Source organism: Rhizobium aethiopicum (assembly GCF_014197535.1).
In the GTDB taxonomy this organism is placed as follows: Bacteria; Pseudomonadota; Alphaproteobacteria; order Rhizobiales; family Rhizobiaceae; genus Rhizobium; species Rhizobium aethiopicum_A.
In genome coordinates, this window is sequence record NZ_JACIFV010000003.1 from 16329 (window position 1) to 32897 (window position 16569).

General features: G+C 61.1%; 17 protein-coding genes. 14 read left to right on the forward strand and 3 right to left on the reverse strand.

Going from position 1 to position 16569, the window contains the following annotated elements:
• Nucleotides 1-30 precede the first annotated feature (30 nt).
• Genes GGD53_RS32230 through coaA form a run of 6 tightly spaced genes read left to right on the forward strand, consistent with a single transcriptional unit; the run spans nt 31 to nt 3640 of the window.
• Nucleotides 31-213: a hypothetical protein gene (locus GGD53_RS32230; RefSeq protein ID WP_184454370.1), complete on the forward strand. Its 183-nt coding sequence runs from the start codon at nt 31-33 to the stop codon at nt 211-213.
• Nucleotides 210-767, forward strand: a complete 558-nt coding sequence (locus GGD53_RS05600) for a hypothetical protein (protein WP_184454372.1) — start codon at nt 210-212, stop codon at nt 765-767. Before GGD53_RS32230 ends, GGD53_RS05600 begins: the two co-directional genes overlap by 4 nt.
• A 6-nt stretch (nt 768-773) precedes the next feature.
• Nucleotides 774-1520 (forward strand): 1-(5-phosphoribosyl)-5-[(5-phosphoribosylamino)methylideneamino]imidazole-4-carboxamide isomerase, encoded by a 747-nt coding sequence (gene hisA, locus GGD53_RS05605; RefSeq protein WP_184454374.1) that lies wholly within the window; start codon nt 774-776, stop codon nt 1518-1520.
• A complete protein-coding gene (hisF, locus tag GGD53_RS05610) occupies nt 1520-2308 on the forward strand; it encodes an imidazole glycerol phosphate synthase subunit HisF (protein WP_184454375.1) in 789 nt (262 codons plus the stop codon). The genes hisA and hisF overlap by 1 nt, the downstream gene beginning before the upstream one ends.
• Nucleotides 2309-2324: 16 nt before the next feature.
• Nucleotides 2325-2648, forward strand: coding sequence for a phosphoribosyl-ATP diphosphatase (locus tag GGD53_RS05615; RefSeq protein ID WP_128403852.1), 324 nt, complete (start codon nt 2325-2327; stop codon nt 2646-2648).
• Entirely contained in the window at nt 2645-3640 is a 996-nt protein-coding gene (gene coaA, locus GGD53_RS05620; RefSeq protein WP_184454378.1) for a type I pantothenate kinase, read from the forward strand. Before GGD53_RS05615 ends, coaA begins: the two co-directional genes overlap by 4 nt.
• A gap of 14 nt (nt 3641-3654) precedes the next feature.
• On the opposite strand, the gene GGD53_RS05625 is transcribed toward coaA, so the two are convergent.
• The 3 genes from GGD53_RS05625 to GGD53_RS05635 all read right to left on the reverse strand — a co-directional run bounded on the left by GGD53_RS05625 (nt 3655) and on the right by GGD53_RS05635 (nt 6501).
• The gene (locus GGD53_RS05625; protein WP_184454380.1) at nt 3655-4266 is read right to left on the reverse strand and encodes an alpha-ketoglutarate-dependent dioxygenase AlkB family protein; all 612 of its coding nucleotides are present in this window, start codon (nt 4264-4266) and stop codon (nt 3655-3657) included.
• A gap of 1 nt (nt 4267) precedes the next feature.
• Nucleotides 4268-4705, reverse strand: coding sequence for an alternative ribosome rescue aminoacyl-tRNA hydrolase ArfB (gene arfB, locus GGD53_RS05630; protein WP_183705804.1), 438 nt, complete (start codon nt 4703-4705; stop codon nt 4268-4270).
• Between the two features lie 185 nt (nt 4706-4890).
• Nucleotides 4891-6501 carry a phosphoenolpyruvate carboxykinase gene (locus tag GGD53_RS05635; protein ID WP_184454382.1) on the reverse strand — a complete coding sequence of 537 codons (1611 nt, stop codon included), beginning with the start codon at nt 6499-6501 and terminating at the stop codon, nt 4891-4893.
• 338 nt (nt 6502-6839) lie between these two features.
• Between GGD53_RS05635 and GGD53_RS05640 the strand changes: the two genes are divergently transcribed.
• The 8 genes from GGD53_RS05640 to tsaE all read left to right on the forward strand — a co-directional run bounded on the left by GGD53_RS05640 (nt 6840) and on the right by tsaE (nt 16567).
• Nucleotides 6840-7577, forward strand: a complete 738-nt coding sequence (locus GGD53_RS05640; RefSeq protein WP_210303091.1) for a response regulator transcription factor — start codon at nt 6840-6842, stop codon at nt 7575-7577.
• A 76-nt stretch (nt 7578-7653) separates the two neighbouring features.
• Nucleotides 7654-9444 carry a sensor histidine kinase gene (locus GGD53_RS05645; protein ID WP_184454386.1) on the forward strand — a complete coding sequence of 597 codons (1791 nt, stop codon included), beginning with the start codon at nt 7654-7656 and terminating at the stop codon, nt 9442-9444.
• Entirely contained in the window at nt 9441-9890 is a 450-nt protein-coding gene (locus GGD53_RS05650; protein WP_184454388.1) for an HPr kinase/phosphorylase, read from the forward strand. The genes GGD53_RS05645 and GGD53_RS05650 overlap by 4 nt, the downstream gene beginning before the upstream one ends.
• A gap of 150 nt (nt 9891-10040) precedes the next feature.
• Nucleotides 10041-10442 (forward strand): PTS sugar transporter subunit IIA, encoded by a 402-nt coding sequence (locus GGD53_RS05655; protein ID WP_184454390.1) that lies wholly within the window; start codon nt 10041-10043, stop codon nt 10440-10442.
• Between the two features lie 9 nt (nt 10443-10451).
• Complete coding sequence (locus tag GGD53_RS05660; RefSeq protein ID WP_011423436.1) at nt 10452-10727, forward strand: HPr family phosphocarrier protein; 276 nt, start codon at nt 10452-10454, stop codon at nt 10725-10727.
• 144 nt (nt 10728-10871) lie between these two features.
• Nucleotides 10872-12272, forward strand: a complete 1401-nt coding sequence (gene ahcY / locus GGD53_RS05665; RefSeq protein ID WP_184454391.1) for an adenosylhomocysteinase — start codon at nt 10872-10874, stop codon at nt 12270-12272.
• Nucleotides 12273-12476: 204 nt separating this feature from the next.
• Complete coding sequence (locus GGD53_RS05670) at nt 12477-15059, forward strand: PAS domain-containing sensor histidine kinase (RefSeq protein ID WP_184454393.1); 2583 nt, start codon at nt 12477-12479, stop codon at nt 15057-15059.
• The gene (gene tsaE / locus GGD53_RS05675) at nt 15056-16567 is read left to right on the forward strand and encodes a tRNA (adenosine(37)-N6)-threonylcarbamoyltransferase complex ATPase subunit type 1 TsaE (protein WP_184454396.1); all 1512 of its coding nucleotides are present in this window, start codon (nt 15056-15058) and stop codon (nt 16565-16567) included. Before GGD53_RS05670 ends, tsaE begins: the two co-directional genes overlap by 4 nt.
• The last annotated feature ends 2 nt before the right edge of the window (nt 16568-16569 follow it).

Genomic DNA, 16569 nt, shown 5'->3' on the forward strand with positions numbered 1-16569 from the left:
TATGGAAAGGGCGGAACAGGAGTGCGCTCGGTGCCGGCTTCGCGGAAATCAGGCAAGGTGTTCTATATGCTGCGGCCCTCCAGGGAGGGTCTGCCTCCCTTCTCGGATATCCGGCTTCCTGACGGGACGATCATTCGCCGTGTCGACGAGGCCCTCCATAAAAGAGCGCTTTCCAACGCGGCCAAGGCATTGAAAGAAAGGCTGGACCGATGATCCACGAATTCCTTGCCGGCAGCGAGAATTCGCAGCTGCGCGCCAACGGGATCAATGCCGGCGATATCACCGAAGCCGTGCTGGAATTCTATATCGAAGGCGAAGACGATCTGATCGGCCTGCTTGCCTACGCCCTTTACGAGCGGCAAAAGCGCGATTTCGTCGTCAGCTATCGCAAGCGGAATGCCGGCCGTTCGCCCAATGAGGCCGAGCTTGCCGCCGTCTCCAGCAACTATCTCTCTACCGATCTGCGCAATACGCTGCGCGATCGCGCCTCGCAGATTCTTTCGAGCTATGCCGAGACCTATGTGGAAGCGATGGAGCCGGATATCCGGCTCGCCGCCGTTAACAGCGACGCCCTGCGGCGGGTGCGCGAGATCGAGACATCGGTGAAGAAGCGCCTCGGTTTCTGGCGCCAGGTGCGCGCCGGCTTCATCGTCACCTTTCTGCTTCTGCTGCTTTTGAGCGCGGCCGCCATTGCCGCTGTCTTTTTCCGCTCGGATATCGTAGATGCGTGGAATGCGCTGATGGCAGCGATCACTCTACGGACGTAAGACGACATGATTCTTTTTCCCGCGATCGATCTGAAGGGCGGCCAATGCGTTCGCCTGAAGCTCGGCGACATGCAACAGGCGACGGTTTACAACACCGATCCAGCGGCACAGGCGAAGTCCTTCGAAGACCAGGGTTTCGAATGGCTGCATGTGGTCGACCTCGACGGCGCCTTCGCGGGACATTCGGCCAATGGCGATGCCGTCGAGGCGATCCTGAAGGCGACGAAAAATCCGGTGCAGCTCGGTGGCGGCATCCGCACGCTCGACAACATCGAAGCCTGGCTGTCGCGCGGGTTGCGGCGTGTCATCCTCGGCACCGTCGCGGTCAGAAATCCTGAGCTGGTCATCGAGGCCTGCCGGAAGTTCCCCGGCCAAGTCGCCGTCGGCATCGATGCCAAAGGCGGCAAGGTGGCTGTCGAGGGCTGGGCTGAAGCTTCCGAACTCGGGATCATCGAGCTTGCCAGGAAATTCGAGGGCGCCGGCGTCGCCGCGATCATCTACACCGATATCGACCGCGACGGCATCCTGACCGGCATCAACTGGAGCTCGACACTGGAACTCGCCGATGCCGTCTCCATTCCTGTCATCGCTTCGGGCGGCCTAGCCTCCATCGAAGATATCAGGCGCATGCTGCAGCCCGACGCGCAGAAGCTGGAAGGGGCGATTTCAGGCCGGGCGCTTTACGATGGCCGCATCGACCCCAAGGAAGCGCTGGCGCTGATCAAGGCCAACAGGGCCAAGGAGACTGCGTAATGACCCTCAAGGCCCGTGTCATTCCCTGCCTCGACGTCAAGGACGGCCGCGTCGTCAAGGGCGTCAATTTTCTCAATCTCGTCGATGCCGGCGATCCGGTCGAAGCGGCGAAGGCCTATGACGCCGCCGGCGCCGATGAGCTCTGCTTCCTCGACATCACTGCTTCCTCGGACAATCGCGAGACGATTTTCGATGTCGTGTCGCGCACAGCAGATCAATGCTTCATGCCGCTGACGGTCGGAGGCGGGGTCAGAACCATCGCCGACATCCGCAAGCTCCTGCTGTGCGGCGCCGACAAGGTGTCGATCAACTCGGCAGCTGTCAGCAATCCCGATTTCGTCGCCGAGGCGGCCGACAAGTTCGGCGACCAGTGCATCGTCGTCTCGATCGACGCCAAGCGCAGGCGCACGCAAGCCGTCGGCGGCGACAATCTCAGCGCCTGGGAAATCTATACGCATGGCGGCCGCAACGCGACTGGCATCGATGCCGTCGAATTCGCTCAGAAGATGGTGGCGCGCGGGGCCGGCGAACTGCTGGTCACCTCCATGGACCGCGACGGCACCAAGGTCGGCTACGACCTGGAGCTGACGCGGACGATCGCCGATGCCGTGCGTGTGCCGGTCATTGCATCCGGCGGAGTCGGCGACCTCGACGATCTCGTCGCCGGGGTGAAGGAGGGCCATGCCAATGCCGTGCTCGCCGCATCGATCTTCCACTTCGGCACCTATACCGTCGGCGAGGCAAAACACTATATGTCGAAGTGCGGCATCGACATGCGTCTCGACTGAAACCTGAGAGCAGACAATGAGCGGATTTTCCCTTTCCGACCTCGAACGCATCGTCGAAGAGCGATCGAAAGCCTCACCGGAGCAGTCCTGGACAGCCAAACTCGTGGCCGCCGGCCAGCCGAAAGCGGCGAAAAAGCTCGGCGAAGAGGCCATCGAAGCGGTGATGGCGGCGGTGACAGGCGATCGCGACAATCTGACCTATGAGGCGGCCGATGTGCTCTATCACCTATTGGTCGTATTGAAGATTGCTGAAATACCGCTAGAGAATGTCATGGCCGAACTCGAGCGCAGAACCGCGCAGTCCGGTCTCAAGGAAAAGGCCAGCCGGCAGAGTTCATGAGTATCGCGACTGAGATTATCGGGGTGTCGGAGATATTGGATCACTTCCAGTCTGAATCCTATTCGCCCTACCATTTCTTCTCTTCCGAGCAATGGGCGAAATTCCGCGCCGACACGCCGCTGACGCTGACCGGCGACGAGGTCAAGCGGCTGCGCTCAATGGGCGACCCCATCGATCTCGACGAGGTCCGGCGCATCTACCTCTCGCTGTCGCGCCTGCTCTCGTCGCATGTCGAATCCTCGCAGATGCTGTTCGATCAGCGCAACCGCTTCCTCAGCATGTCGGATGTGACGAAAACTCCTTTCGTCATCGGCATCGCCGGCTCGGTCGCTGTGGGAAAATCGACCACAGCCCGTATCCTGAAGGAGCTCCTGGGCCGCTGGCCTTCCAGCCCGAAGGTCGATCTCATCACTACGGATGGCTTCCTCCACCCGAACGCGGTGCTGCAGCGGGAAAAGCTGATGCAGCGCAAGGGTTTCCCGGAAAGCTACGATACGGGCGCGATCCTGCGCTTCCTCTCGGCGATCAAGGCTGGGCGGCCTGATGTGAAGGCGCCGTGTTATTCGCATCTCGTCTATGACGTGCTGCCGGACGAATACAAGATCGTCGACCGTCCCGACATTCTGATCTTCGAAGGCATCAACGTGCTGCAATCGCGCGACCTGCCGGCCGATGGCAAGATCGTGCCGATGGTGTCCGACTTTTTCGACTTCTCGATCTATATCGATGCCGCGGAAGACCAGATCCACAACTGGTATGTGACGCGCTTCATGCGGCTGCGGGAAACCGCCTTCCGCGATCCGAACTCCTATTTCCATCGCTACGCCTCGATCACCGATGCGGAAGCGCTTGAAATCGCCGAAGATCTCTGGACGAACATCAACTTGAAAAACCTGCGCCAGAACATCCTGCCGACGCGGCCGCGCGCCGATCTCATCCTGAAAAAGGGCAAGGACCACCTGATCGAACAGGTCGCGCTCAGGAAACTATAGCAGGCGATCAATTTTCACGGACGAACGCGTCGCAGCGTCAGATTGATGCGGCCGCCGTTCTTCAACAGCGTCGACGTCGCAGGGTAGATGCGGTCGACGCCATGAAAGCAGAGCCTCCCCTCGCCGCCCAGCACCACCAGATCGCCGCTCGCGAGCTTGAAGGATAGCGTGCGATCATTGCGGTTGAGACCGCCGACCCGGAAGAGGCAGCTATTGCCGAGCGAGATCGAGACGACCGGCGCCTCCAGGTCCTGCTCGTCCTTATCCTGATGCAGGCCCATGCGAGCGTCGTCGGAATAGAAATTGACGAGGCAGGCCTCCGGTGGCTTCTCATAGCCGGAAACGTCATTCCAGATATCGAGCAAAAGCTTCGGCATCTCAGGCCAGGGCCCGCCGGTTGCCGGATGCGTCGGCTGATAACGATAGCCCCGCTCCTTGTCCGTTACCCAGCCGAGCGGCCCGCAATTGGTCATCCTGACCGACATCGGCTTGCCGGTGCCGGGCATGGCGGGCACATAGAGCGGCGCTTCGGCGACGACGGCACGGATCACTTCGACCAATGCTTCCTGGCGCGTCCGGTCGAGATAACCAGGAAGATGGCGGATGCCGTTCAGGAGACCGGACATATCATTCGCCGCCGCCGGGGCGGCCACGCATTTTCTTGACCTCCGAGCGGCCGGATTTTTCCTTCAGGCGGCGCTCGACCGAACCTTTGGTCGGCTTGGTCTTCTTGCGCGGCGGCGGCGGCGGCTTGGCAGCCTCCAGAATCAGTTCCTTCAGCCGCTCGCGCGCATCCTCGCGGTTGCGGTCCTGGCTGCGAAAGCGGCTCGCCTCGATCATCAGCACGCCCTCCTTCGACATACGCCGGCCGGCGAGCTTGATCGCGTTGGCTTTGACGCGATCGTTGAGGGAAGGCGAATTCGCGATGTTGAAGAACAGCTGGACCGCCGTCGAAACCTTGTTGACGTTCTGCCCGCCGGGGCCGCCCGCCAGAACGAATTGTTCCGTCAGTTCCCATCCCGCGATGGTGATCCTGTCGTCGATGTAGAGCGCGTCGCTGGCCATGCGGCGTTCTATCTCATATCGGCCGCCAATTGAAAACATCGGCCATCAACGAGAAAACCCGGCTATCCTGTGATGCCGGGTTTCACGTGAATCAGAGATTCTGTTTAGCGCAATTCCCGGCAAAAGCGCTTCGCGCTTTGCCTGGCAAAACCGCCGCACACTTTTGCTGGAATTGCTTGCGCTTCTTATTCGGCTGCGACCTTCACGCCGGGGGCCGCATCGCGGACGCCGCCATCGACGTGACCTTCGAACTTGGCGAAATTGGCGATGAACATCGAGACCAGCTTTTCGGCCTGCGCGTCATAGGCTGCCTTGTCGGCCCAGGTCGAGCGCGGATCGAGAATGCCGCCGTCGACACCATCGACGGAAACCGGCACAGCAAAGCCGAAATTCGGATCTGCGCGGAATTCGACCTGGCCGAGCTTGCCGCTGAGGGCGGCAGCGAGAAGGGCGCGCGTCGCCTTGATCGGCATGCGCTTGCCGGTGCCGTAGGCGCCGCCGGTCCAGCCGGTGTTAACGAGCCAGCACTCGACGCCGTGGCGGCTGATCAGCTCCTTGAGCAGGTTGCCGTATTCGGCCGGGTGACGCGGCATGAAGGGCGCACCGAAGCAGGTGGAGAAGGTCGCTTCCGGCTCGACGACACCCTTTTCGGTGCCGGCCACCTTGGCGGTGTAGCCGGAAAGGAAGTGATACATCGCCTGATCGGGCGTCAGGCGCGCGATCGGCGGCATGACGCCGAAGGCATCGGCGGTCAGCATGATGATCGTCTTCGGATGCCCGGCCCGGCCGGTTTCGGAGGCATTCGGGATGAAATGCATCGGGTAGGCGCAACGGGTGTTTTCAGTCAGCGAACCATCATCGAAATCCGGCTCACGCCGTTCGTTGAGGACGACGTTTTCGAGCACGGTGCCGAAGCGCTGCGTCGTCGCGTAGATTTCCGGCTCGGCCTCGGCCGAAAGGCGGATGGTCTTAGCGTAGCAGCCGCCTTCGAAGTTGAAGATGCCGTTTTCGCTCCAGCCATGTTCGTCGTCACCGATCAGCGTGCGGGCCGGATCGGCTGAAAGCGTCGTCTTGCCGGTGCCGGAAAGACCGAAGAAGACCGCCGCGTCACCGTCGGGGCCGACATTGGCCGAGCAGTGCATCGGCATCACGCCCTTGGCCGGCAGCAGGTAGTTGAGCACAGTGAAGACCGACTTCTTCATTTCGCCGGCATAGGAGGTGCCGCCGATGAGGACGAGACCGTTGGTGAGATCGCAGGCGATCACCGTTTCCGAACGGCAGCCGTGGCGCGCCGGATCGGCCTTGAAGCTCGGCAGATCGATGATCGTCAGCTTGGGCACGAAGGTCGGCAGCGCCGCCGGCTCGGGGCGGATCAGCAGATTGCGGATGAACAGCGAATGCCAGGCGAATTCGGTGATGACGCGGGTCGGCAGGGAATGGCCTTCCTCGGCACCGCCGACAAGATCCTGGGCGAACAGTTCCTTGCCGGCGGCATGCGCCAGCATGTCGTCGCGCAACAGGGCAAAATGCTCCGGCGAGAGCGGCTTGTTGTTGTCCCACCAGATTTGACCATCGGTATTGGCGTCGCGAACGACGAATTTGTCGCGCGGCGAACGGCCCGTATGCTGACCGGTGAGGGCCCGAAGCGCGCCCTGAGCGGTCAGTTCGGCTTCACCCCGGCGGATCGCTTCTTCATAGAGCGCTGCAGCGGAAAAGTTATAACGGACGCTGGCTGCGCCGCCCAATCCCACCGTTGCGAGCTCCGTTGCCGGGTTATGAACTCCGAACTTTTCCATGGCTAGTTCCCTTTGCTCAGGCTCGTTGCCGTTAAAACTAACGGGGAAAATACGGGGATAAATTTTAAAAGACAAGGGCTAAAAATGGAGAAAATATAGTAATATCAAATAATTAATCGATTTAAATTTGTTTCATTCTTTTTAAATCGTTTGAAGAGCTACGTTGAAACATTTCGACACACAACTTTTGGATGCTGAGGGATTTTACAACAATCTTCCCCTTTATCTTTGCCACAATTTGTTCCACCTTTATCCTCCATAAGCGCATCCGGTCATTGAGACCGCCTGGGGACGACCAAAATCCGGGAGATTGCGCACTGATGACGGAGACCAATGCTATGGCTACAATCGCGCTCGTTGACGACGACCGCAACATCCTCACCTCGGTGTCGATCGCACTGGAAGCCGAAGGATATAAGGTCGAGACCTATACGGACGGCGCCTCGGCGCTCGACGGCCTTCTGGCGCGACCGCCGCAGCTGGCGATCTTCGATATCAAGATGCCGCGTATGGACGGCATGGAACTGTTGCGCCGCCTGCGGCAGAAATCGGATATCCCGGTTATCTTTCTCACCTCCAAGGATGAGGAGATCGACGAGTTGTTCGGCCTGAAGATGGGCGCGGACGATTTCATCACCAAGCCTTTCTCGCAGCGCCTGCTGGTGGAGCGCGTGCGAGCCGTCCTGCGCCGCGCCTCGAGCCGTGAAGCCACAGCCGCCGGCGGCACGAGCCCCGGCGGTGCGCCGAAGGCCGGCGCGGTGCAGCAGGCGCGCTCGCTGGAGCGCGGACAGCTGGTCATGGACCAGGAGCGCCATACCTGCACTTGGAAGGGCGAGGCCGTGACGCTGACGGTGACCGAGTTCCTGATCCTGCATTCGCTGGCGCAGCGCCCCGGCGTCGTGAAAAGCCGCGACGCGCTGATGGATGCAGCCTATGATGAACAGGTCTATGTCGACGACCGGACCATCGACAGCCACATCAAGCGGCTGCGCAAGAAATTCAAGATGGTCGATACCGACTTTGATATGATTGAAACACTCTACGGAGTGGGATACCGCTTCCGCGAAGCAGCTTGAGCCCGAGCGGCACAGCTGGAAATGTTGAAGGTTGCCGGCCGGTTTATCCGGCCCAACCTTTCGAAAGGGCCTGTCATTGGCACAGTTGGTGCAGGAAAGGGATTTGGACGATGCGGAGGGCGTGAGCACCCGCCGCGTCCGAGGCCGCCGTTGGTCGCATCCCTTTACGCTGATCCGCCGCATCTTCGGCAATGCGGTGTTTTCGAGCCTGACGCGGCGCATCCTGTTCTTCAATCTCGTCGCGCTGGTGGTGCTCGTCGGCGGCATCCTCTATCTCAACCAGTTTCGCGAAGGCTTGATCGACGCCCGCGCCGAAAGCCTGTTGACGCAGGGTGAAATCATCGCCGGCGCCGTTTCGGCTTCCGCGTCGGTCGATACGAACTCGATCACCATCGATCCGCAAAAGCTGCTCGAACTGCAGGCCGGCCAGAGCATCACCCCGGTGCCGAACGACGAGGATCTGGAATTTCCGATCGATCCGGAAAAGGTCGCGCCGGTCCTGCGCCGGCTGATCTCGCCGACACGCACACGCGCGCGCATCTTCGATGCCGACGCCAATCTGCTGCTCGATTCGCGTCATCTCTATTCGCGCGGCCAGGTGCTGCGCTTCGATCTTCCGCCGGTCGAAGAAGAGAAGCAGACCTGGAGCGATTGGTTGGCGACGCTGTTCAACAAAGCGCTGCAGCCGGGCAATCTGCCGCTCTATAAGGAAGCGCCGGGCGGCGACGGCTCGATCTATCCCGAAGTCATGAACGCGCTGACCGGCGTGCGCGGCGCGGTCGTGCGCACCACCGAGAAAGGCGAGCTTATCGTTTCCGTCGCCGTGCCGATTCAGCGCTTCCGCGCCGTGCTCGGCGTGCTGCTGTTGTCGACGCAGGCGGGTGACATCGACAATATCGTTCACGCCGAACGGCTGGCCATCATGCGCGTCTTTGGCGTGGCGACGCTCGTCAACGTACTGCTGTCGCTGGTGCTCTCATCGACGATCGCCAATCCGCTGCGCCGTCTTTCGGCCGCCGCCATTCGCGTTCGGCGCGGCGCCAAGACACGTGAGCAAATTCCGGACTTTTCCGCCCGCCAGGACGAAATCGGCAACCTCTCCATCGCCTTACGCGAGATGACGACGGCGCTCTACGACCGCATCGACGCGATCGAGAGCTTTGCCGCCGATGTCAGCCACGAGCTCAAGAACCCGCTGACCTCGCTGCGCAGCGCCGTCGAAACACTGCCGCTTGCCAGGTCGGAGGATTCCAAGAAACGGCTGCTTGATGTCATTCAGCACGATGTCCGCCGCCTCGACCGCCTGATCAGCGACATTTCCGACGCCTCGCGGCTCGATGCCGAACTCGCACGCGTCGACGCCGCCTCCATCGACATGGAGGTGCTGCTGCGCGACCTGATCGAGGTGTCGCGCCAGATCAGGGGCAGCAAAAAGCAGGTGCAGATCGACTATGCGATCGAACGCAAGCCGAACATCAAGACGCGCTTCGTCGTCAACGGTCACGACCTGCGCATCGGCCAGATCGTCACCAATCTGATCGAGAATGCCCGCTCCTTCGTGCCCGAGAAGGGCGGCAAGATCACCGTGCGGCTGGTGCGCACACGGTCACGCTGTGTCACCACGATCGAAGACAACGGTCCCGGCATCCAGGCGGAAAATATCGACCGCATCTTCGAGCGCTTCTACACCGACCGGCCGGAATCGGAAGGCTTCGGCCAGAATTCGGGACTCGGCCTGTCGATCAGCCGCCAGATCGCCGAGGCGCATGGCGGATCGCTCAGAGCAGAGAACATTACCGACGCCGAAAGCGGGCAGGTGCTCGGCGCGCGCTTTATCCTCGCCCTGCCCCTCGATCCGGCCGCATGACGGCGGCCGCCAACATCCATGCCACGGCGATCGTCGTCGGCAGAACGGGGCTGCTGTTCAGCGGTCCCTCGGGCTGGGGGAAATCGATGCTGGCTTTCACCTGCATGACCGAGGCGCGCCGCCTCGGGCTGTTCACGGCGCTGGTCGCCGATGATCAGGTGCTTCTGTCGGGAGAGACCGGCGCGGTGATCGCCACCTGCCCGCCGTCGATCGCCGGACTCATCGAACTTCGCGGCACCGGCATCGTTCGGCAGGACCACGTCCCTGAGGCGGCCATGCATTATGCCGTGCTTCCGGGCAGCGCTTCCGGTGAGAACCGTGTGCCTCCCGAAGGGGAAATCGTCAGCCTTGCCGCCGATGTTTCACTTCCCGCATTGCGGTTGCTCACAGGCGTGTCTTCACCGCTTGCAATCCTGATGGCAAAAGCCCCTGATATCGGAGATTGAGGCCATTCGGATTGATCAATCTGCCTTATATATTTGCATTTTTATCTTGCACTTCGGCTTTTCATGGCCAAGATGTGCCCCCACCGGTGGACGTAATTGCTGCATTGCGATATTGGGGCCACCGTTTGCGTATATGGGAGCAGTAATATCATGATCGGACTTGTGCTTGTCACTCATGGCAAGCTGGCTGAAGAGTTTCGTCATGCTGTCGAGCACGTCGTCGGTCCTCAGAAATTTATCGAGGCGGTCTGTATTGGCCCCGAAGACGATATGGATCAGAGGCGGCAGGACATTCTGCAAGCCGTTTCCGGCGCCGATGACGGCCATGGCGTCGTCATCCTGACCGACATGTTCGGCGGCACGCCGTCCAACCTCGCCATCTCGGTCATGAGCAGCGGCCACACCGAAGTCATTGCCGGCATGAACCTGCCGATGCTGATCAAGCTCGCCGGCGTACGCGGCGAGAACAACATGGAGAAGGCGCTGGTGGAGGCTTCCGAAGCCGGGCGGAAATATATCAATGTCGCGAGCCGCGTGCTCAGCGGAAAATAACGGCGCTTCATGACATCGCTTTCCCGGGAACTCCTCATCATCAACAAGCGCGGCCTTCACGCGCGCGCTTCCGCTAAATTCGTGCAGATGGTCGAGAATTTCGATGCAGCCATCACCGTTTCCAAGGATGGAATGACGGTCGGCGGCACCTCGATCATGGGTCTCATGATGCTTGCCGCAAGCCCCGGCTCCAGCGTCGTCGTCTCGGCAAGCGGCAGCCAGGCTCAGGAAGCCCTGGAGGCCCTGGATCAGCTGATCCAGAACAAGTTCGGCGAAGAAATGTGAACTCGGCCGAGTTCATATAAACATATAAAGACTTCTTTATATCCTTATTGCCATCCCGGACGAAGCCTGCTAAACGGCGGATATGCCGTGCGCTTGCTTGCGCCTGCGCCAATTTTTGAGACGTTTTTCAGCCTGGAGACCTCTATGAGCACTGAAAAAGATTATGTCGTCGCCGATATCGGGCTTGCGGATTTCGGCCGTAAGGAAATTACCATCGCCGAAACCGAAATGCCGGGGTTGATGTCGTGCCGCGCCGAATTCGGCGAGACAAAGCCGCTGAAGGGCGCACGCATCACCGGTTCGCTGCACATGACCATCCAGACGGCTGTGCTGATCGAAACCCTGGTTGCGCTTGGCGCCGAAGTCCGCTGGGCCTCCTGCAACATCTTCTCGACCCAGGATCATGCCGCTGCCGCGATCGCCGCCGCCGGCGTTCCGGTTTTCGCCATCAAGGGCGAGTCGCTCGAGGACTATTGGGCCTATACGGACAAGATCTTCCAGTGGGCCGATGGCGGCCTTTCCAACATGATCCTCGATGATGGCGGTGACGCCACCATGTACATCCTGCTCGGCGCCCGCGCCGAAGCCGGCGAGGACGTGCTGTCCCATCCGCATTCCGAAGAAGAAGAAATCCTCTTCGCCCAGATCAACAAGCGCCTCGCCGCTTCGCCGGGCTGGTTCACCAAGCAGCGCGACGCCATCAAGGGCGTCACCGAGGAAACCACGACCGGCGTCAACCGCCTCTACCAGTTGAGCCAAAAGGGCCTGCTGCCGTTCCCGGCAATCAACGTCAACGACTCCGTCACCAAGTCGAAGTTCGACAATAAATACGGCTGCAAGGAATCGCTGGTCGACGGCATCCGCCGCGGCACCGACGTGATGATGGCCGGCAAGGTCGCCGTCGTCTGCGGTTACGGGGACGTCGGCAAGGGTTCCGCTGCCTCGCTCTCCGGTGCCGGCGCCCGCGTCAAGGTCACGGAAGCCGATCCGATCTGCGCCCTGCAGGCCGCCATGGACGGCTATGAAGTCGTGCTGCTCGAAGACGTCGTTTCGTCGGCCGATATTTTCATCACCACGACAGGCAACAAGGACGTCATCCGCATCGACCACATGCGGCAGATGAAGGACATGGCCATCGTCGGCAATATCGGCCATTTCGACAACGAAATCGAAGTCGCCGCGCTGCGTAACCTCAAATGGACCAACGTCAAGCCGCAGGTCGACCTGATCGAGTTCCCCAAGGGCAACCGCATCATTCTTCTCTCCGAAGGCCGTCTGCTCAACCTCGGCAATGCCACCGGCCATCCGTCCTTCGTGATGTCGGCTTCCTTCACCAATCAGACGCTGGCGCAGATCGAACTCTTCACCAAGCCCGGCCAGTACGAGAACAAGGTCTACATTCTGCCGAAGCATCTCGATGAGAAGGTCGCGCGCCTGCATCTCGACAAGCTCGGCGTGAAGCTGACGGAGCTTTCTGCGGAACAGGCTGCCTATATCGGCGTCTCGCCGAAGGGACCGTTCAAGTCCGACCACTACAGATATTAATCTTATCGTTAATATCCACAAGATGTAGAAGCCGCGGCATTGACAAACGCCGCGGCTTATTTTTTTGGCCGCTCCCTTCCCGCCGATTCCCTTCCGAAGTATTGTTTTAAGACTTGATTCGGGACGCCGGACGCCGTCCGACCGCTCCGAAAATGGGATGTCTTGTCGTAATGCGGCACATTGAAGGACGGAGACATACCGCGGATGTCGGAAATGAAAAACAGCCTGCACGGTCAGGCGGATGACGGCGCTCGCGCCGGTCGCCGCCCGCTCTCGGCAGGCCAAGAATATAAATCTGCAACGGCACACGAGGCCGCAAAGCAAAAGCATGGATCATTGGCGCGCTTCCTGAAAACCTGCGCGGCCGGCACGGCGGTTGTCGCGCTGGCGCGGCCGGTTCTGGCACAAGGCGAGCAGCAGGCGGCCGCGGCTCACCTCTTCACCTCCTCCCAGGTCATCGGCGTTTCCGTCGTCATCGGCGTCATCTCGGCGGCGCTGCTTTCAACGTTGTGGCTCGTGCGCCAGCGCGGCAATCTGGAAAACGAGAGCCGCGAAATCCGCTCGGCGCTCTCCGATGCCCAGCAGCGCATTTCGCAATATCAGGCGCTGATCGCCGACAAGAACCGGCGGATCGTCATCTGGGACGGCAATGCGCGCCCCGAGCTTCTCGGCCAGCTTCCGCCCGAGACCGGCGCGCCGCAGGACGGCGAATTCCTCGCCTTCGGCCTGTGGCTGAAATCGCATTCGGCCGCCGATCTGGAAAAGGCGATCGACCGGCTGCGTGACGGCGCGCAGAGCTTCGATATGGTGGTCGAAACCATCCGCGATGAAATCCTCGAGGCGCAGGGCCGGGTTTCCGGCGGACGCGCCTTTGTCCGCTTCGTGGCGCTCAACAATCTGCGCGCCGAGCTTGCCGAACTCAGGATCGAGCGCGACCGGCTGATGACCTCGATCTCGGCCTTCCAGACCATGCTCGACGCGATCGACATGCCGGCCTGGCAGCGCGACCCGACGGGCCGCCTGACCTGGGTCAACCAGGCTTATGGCGACGCGGTCGAGGCACGCTCACCGCAGCAGGCGATCAACGAAGGCCGCGAGATGCTGACGACCGTGGCACGCGAACGCATCCGCGCGACGGCGACGCCGGAATCACCATTCCATGACACGATCTCGACCGTCGTGCGCGGCAACCGGACATTCTTCGACGTCGTCGACGTCAAGGTTCCCGGCGGCTCGGCCGGCATTGCGGTCGACGTATCCGACATCGAAGCGGTACGCGCCGAGCTGGAACGGACGCTGAAGAGCCATGCCGAAACGCTCGACCATCTCGCTACACCCGTCGCCATCTTCGACGGCGAGCGCCGGCTGCAATTCTACAACCAGGCCTTCGTCGCCCTCTGGGAACTGGATATCGCCTTCCTCGAAAGCCGGCCTGATAATAGCGAGCTGCTCGAACGGCTGCGGGCAGCCAAGAAGCTGCCGGACCAGCTCAACTGGAAAAGCTGGAAGGAGGCCGCCCTTTCCGTCTATCGCGCGCTCGACACGCAATCGGATCTCTGGCACCTGCCCAACGGCCAGACGCTGCGCGTCTTCGCCACCGCTCATCCGCAGGGCGGCGCCACCTGGGTATTCGAAAATCTGACCGAGCAGGTCGATCTCGAAACGCGCTACAACACGCTGGTTAAGGTACAGGGCGAGACGATCGATCACCTTTCCGAAGGGGTGGCGGTATTCGGGCCCGATGGACGTATCCGACTGTCGAATCCGGCCTTCCGGGCGCTCTGGGGCATTACTGAAACCGAAGCCAAGCCCGGCACTCATATCCGCGCGTTGGGCGAGGCCTGCGCGCCGTCTTATGACCGGCCGGACGGCTGGAAGACCTTCGCGGAACTGATCACCAGCTTCGATGACGAGCGCCGCTCGAGCCAGGGGACGCTGGAACTCTTCTCCGGCCTCGTGCTCGATTACGCCGTTATCCCGCTGCCGAACGCGCAGACCATGCTGACCTTCGTCAACATGACCGACAGCGTGCGGGCCGAGCGGGCGTTGACCGAGAAGAACGAGGCGTTGCGCAAAGCCGATGAGTTGAAGAACGATTTCGTTCAGCATGTTTCCTATGAACTTCGCTCGCCGCTGACGAATATCATCGGCTTCACCGATCTCCTGCGCACGCAGGGCGTCGGGCCGCTGAACGACCGGCAGGCCGAATATATCGATCATATCTCGACCTCGTCCTCTGTTCTGCTGACCCTCGTCAACGACATTCTCGACCTGGCGACCGTCGATGCCGGCATCATGCGGCTCAACTATGCCGAGATTGATCTGAACGACCTGCTCGACGACGTCTCGATGCAGATCGCTGACCGGCTGCACGAAAGCGGCGTTGCGCTTGAAATCACCGCCCCCGCCTATCTCGGTTCGATCGTCGCCGATCCGCAGCGGTTGAAGCAGATCCTGCTGAAGCTCCTTGCCAATGCGGCGAATTTCTCGCGCGAGGGCACCTCGATCTCGCTGGAATGCCATCGCGAAGGCTCGGATTTCGTCTTCGCCGTCAGTGATCGCGGTCCCGGCATCTCGCCCGACATGATCACCACCGTCTTCGACCGGTTCGCGACGGGGGCAAAAAGCGGCAAACGCGGCGGCGCCGGCCTCGGCCTCTCGATCGTCGACAGCTTCGTCAGCCTGCATCACGGCGACGTGACGATCGACAGCGAGCCGGGCAAGGGCACGACGGTTGTCTGCCGCATTCCCTCGGTCGACATCCCGCATTCCGCCGCCGCCGAATGACGACCGGCGATACGATCTCGGTTTTTCTGAAGGACGAAGCGGCGACCATCCGCTTCGGCGACGATCTTGCGCTCGCCCTGAAAGCCGGCGATTGCCTTGCTCTTTCCGGCGATCTCGGTGCGGGCAAATCTTCGCTCGCCCGTGCGATCGTGCGCGCCATGGCCGATGACGAGGGGCTCGAAGTCCCGAGCCCAACATTCACGCTGGTGCAATCCTACGATCTGCGCATTCCCATTTCGCATTTCGATCTCTACCGGCTCGGCGATCCGGCCGAACTGACGGAACTCGGCTTCGACGAAGCCCTGGAGAACGGCATCTGCCTCGTCGAATGGCCCGAGATGGCAGAGGGCGAACTGCCCGCTGAGCGTATCGCACTGGGCTTGGAACATGAGGGCAGCGGCCGCCGAGCAACGATCAAGGCCTTGGACCCGCAGGCCTCGCGCATCCGCAGGGTCCTGGCGATCCGCGCTTTCCTCGACGAAGCCGGCTATCCCGATGTCAAACGCCGCTTCCTGACCGGCGATGCCTCGCTGCGCGCCTATGAGGCGATCTATCCGGACGCCGCCCCGCGAAAAATACTGATGGATTGGCGCCCGCATCCCGAGGGACCGCCGGTCCATGACGGCAAGTCCTATCCCAAGGTCGCGCATCTCGCACAGAACGCCTATCCCTTCGTCGCCATTGCCGATGCCTTGCGTGAGCGCGGTTTTGCGGCGCCGGAGATTTATAAGGTCGATTATGAGCAAGGCATTTTGCTGATCGAAGATCTCGGCACCGAAGGCGTGCTCGATGACGACGGGCGGCCGATCGCCGAGCGTTACCGGCAAAGCGTTGCCTGCCTTGCCCATCTTCATTCCATGCAGATTCCGCAGGATATCCCGGTTTCGACAACGCATACGCATCACATTCCGGACTTCGACCGCACGGCCATGAAGATGGAAGTGCAGCTCGTGCTCGACTGGCATATCGCCTGGAAGCGCGGCACGGCACCCACGGATGCCGAACGCGCGGAATATCTTGCGATCTGGTACCATCTGATCGACGAGCTGCGATCGGCTGAAACCAACCTGCTGCTGCGCGACTTCCATTCGCCAAACATCATCTGGCGCGAACAGGAAAGCGGCATCAAAAAAATCGGTCTCATCGATTTTCAGGACGCCATGATCGGGCCCACAGCCTATGATCTTGCCTCGATCGTCCAGGACGCGCGCGTCACGATCGAACCGCCGCTTTTCCGGCAGCTGATGGATGATTATCTGGCGCTTCGCCACGCGCAGGGCGGCTTCGACGAAGCTGGATTCCTGAAAGCATGGGCGATCATGTCGGCACAGCGCAATTGCAAGCTTGCCGGTCTCTGGGTGCGGCTGCTGCAGCGGGACGGCAAGCCCGGCTATCTCAAACATATGCCGCGCACACTCGCCTATCTGAATGTCGCGCTCGAGCACGAGGCGCTTGCCCCCTTGCGCGATTGGTGCGCAAGGGCTGGAATAGGCCAGAGCGAATCATAAGT